The sequence below is a fragment of the Sphaerospermopsis kisseleviana CS-549 genome, assembly GCF_028329225.1.
GTDB classification, from domain to species: domain Bacteria; phylum Cyanobacteriota; class Cyanobacteriia; order Cyanobacteriales; family Nostocaceae; genus Sphaerospermopsis; species Sphaerospermopsis kisseleviana.
The window spans coordinates 1-9,197 of record NZ_JAQMTI010000065.1; the positions used below are offsets into that span (position 1 = coordinate 1).

The following is a 9,197-nucleotide window of genomic DNA, read 5'->3' on the forward strand; positions in this document are numbered from 1 at the left end:
GGTGACTGGTGACTGGTGACTGGTGACTGGTGACTGGGTAATCAATTTTATGTTTCCCTATCAACTATCAACTGTCAACTGTCAACTGTCAACTATCAACTATCAACTATCAACTGTCAACTGTCAACTGTCAACTATCACCAATTCCTGAGATAATGATGAAAAAATTACCATGAACAAAACTGATGCTGAGACTGATTACAGATTTTGATGGTCCAATCATGGACGTTTCCGAAAGGTACTATCAAGTTTATCAACTTTGTCTGGAAAAAACCAAATATCCTGATCAACAAGTAAGAGAACTTTCTAAAGCGGAATTTTGGCAACTCAAGCGATCGCACATTCCTGAAAAAGAAGTTGCTTTAAAATCGGGTTTAAATGCAGAACAAGCGGAGGAATTTGCAAAAATTCGTAAGCAAACTGTACACACTCAACCCTATTTTCAATATGATGTTCTCGTTCCTGGTGCGTTAGATGCTTTAACCAAAGTGCAACAAGCAGGAGTTGATTTAGTTGTCATGACTATGCGCCGAGTGCGAGAATTAGATTATGCTTTTGATAAGTATAATTTAGGGCAATTCTTCCCAGAAAATAGACGTTATTGTTTAAGTAACGATTATGTAAAAACCCGTGATATTGAAGATAAACCACTGTTAATGGCCAAAGCTATTAAAGAACTTCCCCCCGGTGCTGAAACTTGGATGGTGGGAGACACAGAAGCGGATATCACAGCAGCTAAAAAACACGGTGTGAAGATGATAGGTGTAGAAAGTGGAATCCGCGATCGCACTCAATTACAATCTTATCAACCTGATTTAATTGTTGCCAATTTACAAGCTGCTGTAGATTTTATTTTCTCAGAAATGAAGCTTGGAAATTAGTTTTTAATTAGTTTTTAATTAGTTTTTAATTAGTTTGTAATTCACAAAGCGATAGCTACCCAAAAGGTGGCGATCGCCATCAATTTAAGACTCAATTTAAGACTCAACTTACAACTCAATTTTAAGGTAGGAAATCTGCATTTAGAATGTCCAATAAAGAGAAAGGTGAATCTTCAGGAAATAGTTCTGAAGGTAGTTCATATTTCCTCAAAGTATCATTTCTCGCATCTTGATAACATTCTAAAAATACATCATTTAATATAGATTTCAAACTAGGACTATCTGCCAAACTATAAGCTATTTGTCTTCTTTGTTCCACAACAGTATTACGCCAACCTCTAGCATTATAATCTTTTTCTTCTGTCCAATATTGCAGTTTTAATAAATGTTCTATTAGGACTATTAGGCGAGTTTTTAATTCTTTCTTTTCTCTCCTTCCTATACTATCAATTTCTTCAATCAAATTCTCAATATCTAATTGTTCTAGCTTTCCTTCACTTAACAATTTGACTGTAGTTTGTATCCACAAGTAAAAATCTTGATCATATAATTTTTTCGTGGTCTCAGTCAGCATATAAATTTCTCCTGACTTTATCTGATATTAATTACATTATACAATAAATTCTTAAATAAACATAAGTAAATTTTCAATAATTTATCGCTCTCTCACATCTTCCAAATCAGGCATAGGAAAGAGCAAAATTATCTAAGTCAAAAATTTATTCAAAAATTTATTCAAAAATCTATTCAAAAATCCCAGATAATGAATAAATCAATCAATTAAATTTTTATAGACTTCCAGAAATAACCCAATTTTAAAGCATTACTGCGCCAGATAATAGCAATTAAATTAGTCAACAAACAAGTAATTGCTAAACCTAGTAAAATAAAAGTTGGTAACATCACCACACCAATCATAAACCAAGTATAGACGTGGAATATCATCACCAAAGCAAACATACTTGCAAAACCAGCAGCTTGCCATATTTGCAATTTAGGACGGTTTAAGAATGTGAGGATAATTGTTAACAAAGTAGCCAAAATATTTGCAGGTACGAGAAATGCACATATACCAGCACAGTTGGCACGGGAAAATTCAGCTAAAGTGTGGAAATCGAGCATTAATTTGAACTTCTGATGATAGGGTGTGATGATAGGGTTAGCTTATGTTGAAAATTTTGATTACCAGTTAAATTACCAGTGAAACATTTATTTATTAATTTAGTGGTCTTAATTTACCTTAGCGCAATAGTGAGTAATCATCTGAATTATTTTACATAATTTAAAGAATTAACCAAAAAACAACCTAGCCATAGATACTTATAAAGTAGGGACAATTCATGAATTGTCCCTACCATAATTTTCACCCGATGTCTATTAAATTAAACATTCTGACTCCTTTACGGGCAACCACAGGGGGTTTGCCCCTACTGACTCCTGAATATTTAACCCATCAAAATTACAGTATCTAAAACGTGAATGATACCATTATCAGCCTCAATATCTGCTGCTATAACAGTGGCGTTTTTCACCTCAAAACCATCTTCACAATTAATTTTAATCGGTGAACCTTCCACAGAAGTCACAGTACCCAGTTTAGCTAAATCAGCCTGAGTCAACTTTCCTGGGACAACATGATAAGTTAAAATTCTGGTTAACTGGGGAATATTCTGTACTAAAGTAGTAATTGTACCAGGTGGTAACTTAGCAAAAGCATCATCATTAGGTGCAAAAACAGTAAAAGGACCAGGACTTTTTAAAGTTTCCACCAACCCCGTAGCCTGTAAAGCAACTACCAAAGTTTTAAAACTGTCAGCACTAACTGCAATATCAACAATATCAGCCATTCATGTCACCTCATATCTGTTGAAGGTTATACAAAATAGTAAATCATGTTTAAGTTTTATTACGTTAAAATCCTGGTAAAATAACAACTTATGATTTTTGTAAGATTCCTTTATAGATAAAATGGGTAATTTAAGTTACGCAATTGTAGGAACAGGTGCATTAGGCGGTTTTTACGGTGCTAAACTCCAAAAAGCTGGTAATGAAGTCCATTTTTTAGTTAATAGCGACTATCAACAAGTCATAAAACATGGATTAACTATTGAATCTAAAGACGGTGACTTTCGTTTACCCCAAGTGCAAGTTTACAATCAAGTCGAGAAAATGCCTAGCTGCGATGTGGTAGTTGTGTCAATAAAAACCACTCAAAACCATATATTAACACAGATATTACCACCATTAGTTAAAGATGATAGCATAGTTTTAGTATTACAAAATGGTTTAGGCATAGAAACAGAAATTGCCCAAATTGTCAGCAACGTTAATATTATAGGCGGTTTATGTTTTCTGTGTTCTAACAAAATTGCCCCAGGACATATACATCATTTAGACTATGGAAAAATTACCTTGGGTGAATATGCGACTAATTATAATGCTGTAGGAATTACAGAGAGAATGAAAGCAATTTTTCAAGACTTTGAAAATGCTGGAATTGAAATAGAATTAACAGAAGATTTATTATTAGGACGTTGGAAAAAATTGATGTGGAATATTCCCTATAATGGGTTATCCGTCATTTTGGATGCCACAACAGATGAAATAATGGCGGATATGTACACTCGGACATTAGTTGAACAATTGATGAAGGAAGTACAATTAGGGGCAAAAAGTACAGGGCGGATAATTCCTGACAGTTTTATTCAAACAATGTTAGATTATACTGTGAAAATGAAACCCTACCGCACCAGCATGAAAATTGATTTTGATGAAAATCGTCCTTTGGAAGTAGAAGCAATAGTTGGCAACCCATTAAGAATAGCAGCAGAACATGATGTGAGTTTACCGTTGATTCGTTGTTTATATCAACAATTGAAATTTTTGGATAATAGAAATATAGGTGACAGGTGACAGGTGACAGGTGACATTTGTTTAGAGGTAGTAATTACTTGTTTACGATTGAGATGACTTGTAGCCACTAGAAAAGTCCTCTACTATGAAAATAATATATCTGGAAGATAATGATGAGAGCAAATTTTGAGATCAAACTTTGAGATATTTTTCCTTGGAGATAATTGATACTCAAAGTTATTTCTTACATCAATAAGAGTTATTCTTTCCAGGTTGATGAACTACTTGACAGAACATATAGTGTTCCGATTTGATTTATAAATTTTCCGTGGAGGCGGGGAATAGGGAATAGGGAATAGGGAATAGGGTTTGAGATGATTTGGGTGTACGGAGTTTTTTCAAAAATCAAATAGTAGTCCTATATCCTACATAGCTCTTAGATAATCAATTCATCCAGATATGTGTCCAGTCAGCACTATGATAGTAAATTTATTCAGAAGAATTTTAAATATTTAATGAAGGATAAATAGGAAAGATATTAAGCTTGATCAGAGGTACGCATTCAGCTATCAGTATTCAGTAATCAGCCGATAACTACAAAAGCAAAGATTCAGAGGTTTTAATTTCAGGAAAATTATCTGTATCTGTTTCTTTTCATTCTTGGGATTTCAATATTCCAGGTTCATAGCTGATGGCTGATGACTGACGGCTGAATGCTTAGACAGATAGTAGGGGTTTAGCAATGCTAAACCCCTACCCTACCAGCAAAAATCAACCTCATATACCATAAACTCTTTAATTTGTCAATAGTACATTTTTGCTACTATCAAGGTATATCAAAATATTAGATATTTTTTCGCTAAATTGATCTCTCAAATTGCTGCTATTTTGTAAGTTGTTGTATTGTTTTTGGCTGTTAATTTCTGAAACTACTATAAATAAAGGATTGTAGCAGCATGATTTTTGATAGATGCAAAATTGGCAATAAAAACCCAATTATGAAATTTGCCCAAATTATAGCAAATGGCTGAAAGTATTGCAAGTTCGTTAATTAATAAAAATAATTCTCAATTATTTTGTAATAAATCTTAACTTCAATTGTGTTGACTTATGTATATCAAAACTATTAACGCAAAAACATAATTTTTGTTTATATTTAGCTCAACAATGATATTCTTGTCTGCATATTTGAATTATGAATTATGATATGAATTATGAATTATTTTGGACTCTGTCTCAGCAAGCTGTTAATATAATTACTAACTAATAAAGTATTTTGTTGTAGGAATTTCTCAAGATCACCATTAAATAAGTCAATAATTGTATGAGAAACAATTTTAATTTTTAGTGGATTATTACCATAAAGATCACATAATTTATACTTTTGTTCATCTGTTCCCAATAGTTGTTTTGATTGGAGCAGGGAAAAGGCTACTTCTGATGAACCCAACAAAGTCAAGGAACGTACTGATAATGTCCACTGCTCCAAAAAAGCGACTTCGATAGGTTTCTCTAGACTAGTAAAAATTACACAGCTGTGATGGTTTGTTTCTGCAATTATGCGTAGGAAATTATTATATTCAGTATCACCTGCATCTAAAGCTGTATCTAGGTTATCCAAGATGATTAGACATTGATGGTTACGGAAATAATGAATTAGGTGATTTATGTCTGGTTTAATTTCCTTGTGATGGGAAATCAAGGAAAGCATATCAGTAATCATATCATCAAAGGATGGGATGGTAGGTACTGAACGCCAAAAAACATAATCAAACTGATCTTGAATTTGTTGTGCTAGTTGGGTGACAAAGGTAGTTTTACCAACTCCTCCCATACCTACTACTGCGACTAAGCGACAGCCATCTTGTAAAATATATGACTTTAGCTGCGTCAGTTCTTCGCTGCGTCCGTAAAATGCTGAAATATCAACTGCTGTTCCCCAATCTTGACTTAATATATTTTTTTTAATATTTGTATGGACTGTGGTTTTGTTGAAGGGTACATCCTCATTAGTGATAGCAATTTCTCGCCAGTCGAGGTTTAATGTGCGACATAGTTCTTCAAAGGTTGTATAGTCAACAGGTTTACCAGTGATGAAACTGCTCACTGTCGTAGGAGACAATCCTGTGTCATGAGCTAATGCTTTTTGGTTGGGGTATCCATTGAGTGTAATTGCTATTTTAACTTTATCAATATAGTCGTGATGAACCCTGAGTGACCTTGGCATAAATAATCTTAATCTGAAAATTTACCCTTTGATGGAAATAATCGAGTTTTGAGTGGGAATTTTGTTAAACTTCGGACTTTTATAGATAATATTCTTTCATTATTTATTCTTGATCACAATCTATCTGTAGATAGATGGCAAAGGTTAGTAAGTCAAAAATTTTGCTATTTCCAACGGAGAAATTATCTAAGTCAGAATAAGTTGTAATTAAGTCAATATTTCTTGATACGCAAGTCGATACGCAGTTAGTTATAATCCATAGAAATAGCAAATTTTACCGTCAACTCAATAACAGGATTATAGTCATGGCAGAATCTACTAAAAGCGTTGTTTTCATTGATCCCAATGTTGCAGACTATCAAAATATAGTTAATAGCGTTAAACCTGGTACACTGTTGTTTCTTCTCGACGGCAACCGGGACGGTATTCAGCAAATTACTCAGAATTTATCAGGACTTAGAGACATTGATAGCCTTCAGATTATTTCTCAAGGGGCAGAAGGTAGTTTATCACTTGGTTCAACTGTACTCAACTCCGCAAACCTCAGCAGTTACACATCACAATTGCAGCAGTGGGGTCAATCTCTCACCGCCACAGGAGATATTCTGTTGTATGGTTCCAATGTTGCTCAGGGACTAGCGGGTAAAACTTTTGTCCAGCAAATTAGTCAGTTGACGGGGGCAGATGTAGCTGCATCTGATGACTTGACTGGTAATACTGCATCAGGTGGAGACTGGGTATTAGAATACACTACTGGATTGATTGAAGCATCTCCAGCGTTAGAAATTGCACCTATCATCTCAAACGGAAATAGTCAAGATACCGTAGGAAAATATACACCTAACCCACCAGCTTATGCCAGTAATAAACTGATTGTTAAATTCAAGGACGGAATCAATACCACCCAAGCCAATGAGATTAAAAACACCCTGGGAGTAGCCAAGACAGAGACCATTAAGCTGACAGGGGCGCAAATATGGACATTATCTGGAAAAACCTCTGTAGAAACTGCCCTCGCTACACACAAAAATAATCCCATATTCCAGTACATCGAGCCAGATTATATTGTCACCAAAGCAGTTACATTCCCCAATGACCCCAGTTTTAATCAACTATGGGGACTACATAACACAGGTCAAAGTGGCGGTACTCCTGATGCAGATATTGACGCTCCCGAAGCCTGGGATATCCAAACAGGCAATCCCAACCTGGTCATAGGAGTGCTTGATACAGGAGTTGATTATAACCACCCTGATCTAGTAGGCAACATTTGGACTAATCCAGGAGAAATCGCCAATGATGGCATTGATAATGACAATAACGGATATATAGACGATATTCGCGGCTGGGACTTTGCCTATAATGACAACAACCCCAGTGATGTTGATGGCCACGGAACCCATGTTTCGGGAACCATTGCTGGTAAAGGTAATAACGGCGTTGGTGTGACAGGGGTGGCCTGGAATGCCAAGATTATGCCCCTGAAGTTTTTGGACGATACTGGTTCGGGTTCTACTTCCAATGCCATTTTAGCAATTAACTATGCCACAGCCAAGGGCGTGAAAATAACCAACAACTCCTGGGGGGGTGGCGGCTATAGCCAAGCTTTGTATGATGCGATTAATACCGCCGGACAACAGGGAGCTTTATTTATTGCGGCGGCGGGTAATAGTTCGGCTAACGCAGATATCAATCCCATGTATCCCGCTGCCTACAACCTAGCTAATATTATCTCTGTTGCTTCCACCACAAACACTGATAGCCTGTCTTCCTTCTCCAACTATGGATTGACCAGTGTGGACTTAGGCGCACCAGGTTCAGCTATTTATAGCACCCTGCCTAACAACAGTTATGGAACTCTTTCTGGCACATCAATGGCTAGTCCCCACGTTGCCGGGGCTGCGGCTTTAGTCTGGTCTCAAAATCCCACCTGGACGGCACAGCAGGTTAAAAATACCTTGATGAACACGGGGGATTCTATTGCGGCTCTAGCCGGTAAAACGGTTTCTGGAAAACGCCTCAATGTTTTTAATGCTTTGGCGGCAGCTAACTTACCTTCTGTAACTGTCAGTGTCAGTCCTGCCACTGTTCAAGAAGACGGTGCGACTAACTTGGTTTATACCTTTACTCGCACCAATTTAAACCTAAGTTCTCCCCTGACCGTTAACTTCGGGGCGAGTGGCATAGCAAACGCCGCCCCGGTGGGAAGCGACCCGGCCGATTACAACGTATTAACAGGTAGTGCTGTCACCTTTAATCCGACGACGAAACTGGGAACTGTCACCTTTGCTGCTAATGCGACAACTGCAACGGTTGTGGTTGATCCGATTGCTGATACATTAGCAGAAATTCAGAATGAGACGGTAAACATAACAGTTAATTCCGGCACGGGTTATATCGGTGGTTCTCCGGGTGCGGCAACTGGAACTATTGTTTCGGAAGAAACTTTACCAATTTTCACCAACCCTAATAATATTACCATTCCCAGTTCTGGTGCAGGTAATCCCTATCCTTCAATTATCAATGTTTCAGGATTAACTGGTAACATTACGAGCCTCAAAGTCACATTAACGAATCTTAGTCACACCTGGTCTGATGACATTGATGTGCTGTTAGTGAGTCCAACTGGTGCGAAAGCCATCTTGATGTCTGACGTGGGTGGTAGCAATGATTTAGCGAACGTGACCTTGACTTTCGATCCCACAGCTACTGCTAACCTGCCTGATTCCAGCCAGATTACCAGTGGTAGCTATAAGCCAACAAATTTTCAATCTGGAGACTTATTTAACTCTCCAGCCCCCGTTGGTCCCTATGGTACAGACTTTTCTGTCTTTAACAATACCAACCCCAACGGGAATTGGAGTCTCTACGTTATGGATGACGAGGGTAGTGATTCGGGAAGTATTGCGGGTGGTTGGTCTCTGTTGATTGGAACTTCTACTACTCCCACTTTACCTGTAATCACAGTAGTAGCGAACGATTCTAGTGCCGGCGAACCTGCCAACCCAGGACAATACACCTTAACCCGCACAGGTCTAACCACCAGCAGCTTAACAGTTAACGTTGCCTTGACCGGAACAGCCACCAATGGCACAGATTACACAACCATTCCGACTACTGTTACCTTTGCCGCAGGTTCTAGCACAGCCTTAGTCAACCTGAACGTTACTGATGACACCCTTGTCGAAGGAGCAGAAACTGCCATCCTCACCGTCACATCAGGAACAGGCTACACC

General features: G+C 37.5%; 7 protein-coding genes. 3 read left to right on the forward strand and 4 right to left on the reverse strand.

Features of this window, described 5'->3' with window-relative positions; genetic code table 11:
- The first annotated feature begins 185 nt into the window (after nt 1-185).
- On the forward strand, nt 186-881 hold the full coding sequence (locus tag PN497_RS04695) for an HAD family hydrolase (RefSeq protein WP_096568442.1): 696 nt from the start codon (nt 186-188) through the stop codon (nt 879-881).
- Nucleotides 882-1,002: 121 nt separating this feature from the next.
- Here the strand turns inward: PN497_RS04695 and PN497_RS04700 are convergent, their stop codons facing one another.
- The 3 genes from PN497_RS04700 to PN497_RS04710 form a co-directional block, all read right to left on the reverse strand.
- Nucleotides 1,003-1,455 carry a DUF29 domain-containing protein gene (locus PN497_RS04700; protein WP_096568445.1) on the reverse strand — a complete coding sequence of 151 codons (453 nt, stop codon included), beginning with the start codon at nt 1,453-1,455 and terminating at the stop codon, nt 1,003-1,005.
- Nucleotides 1,456-1,661: 206 nt separating this feature from the next.
- Nucleotides 1,662-2,003, reverse strand: coding sequence for a hypothetical protein (locus PN497_RS04705; RefSeq protein WP_096568448.1), 342 nt, complete (start codon nt 2,001-2,003; stop codon nt 1,662-1,664).
- Between the two features lie 323 nt (nt 2,004-2,326).
- Nucleotides 2,327-2,728, reverse strand: a complete 402-nt coding sequence (locus tag PN497_RS04710; RefSeq protein WP_096568451.1) for a fasciclin domain-containing protein — start codon at nt 2,726-2,728, stop codon at nt 2,327-2,329.
- A gap of 121 nt (nt 2,729-2,849) precedes the next feature.
- Here PN497_RS04710 and PN497_RS04715 point away from each other — a divergent pair, with 121 nt between their 5' ends.
- Nucleotides 2,850-3,794, forward strand: a complete 945-nt coding sequence (locus tag PN497_RS04715; RefSeq protein WP_096568456.1) for a putative 2-dehydropantoate 2-reductase — start codon at nt 2,850-2,852, stop codon at nt 3,792-3,794.
- 1,159 nt (nt 3,795-4,953) lie between these two features.
- On the opposite strand, the gene PN497_RS04720 is transcribed toward PN497_RS04715, so the two are convergent.
- Entirely contained in the window at nt 4,954-5,961 is a 1,008-nt protein-coding gene (locus PN497_RS04720) for a helix-turn-helix domain-containing protein (protein ID WP_096568459.1), read from the reverse strand.
- 305 nt (nt 5,962-6,266) lie between these two features.
- Here PN497_RS04720 and PN497_RS04725 point away from each other — a divergent pair.
- The coding region (locus PN497_RS04725; RefSeq protein WP_272109715.1) for a S8 family serine peptidase at nt 6,267-9,197 on the forward strand (2,931 nt) is incomplete at its 3' end.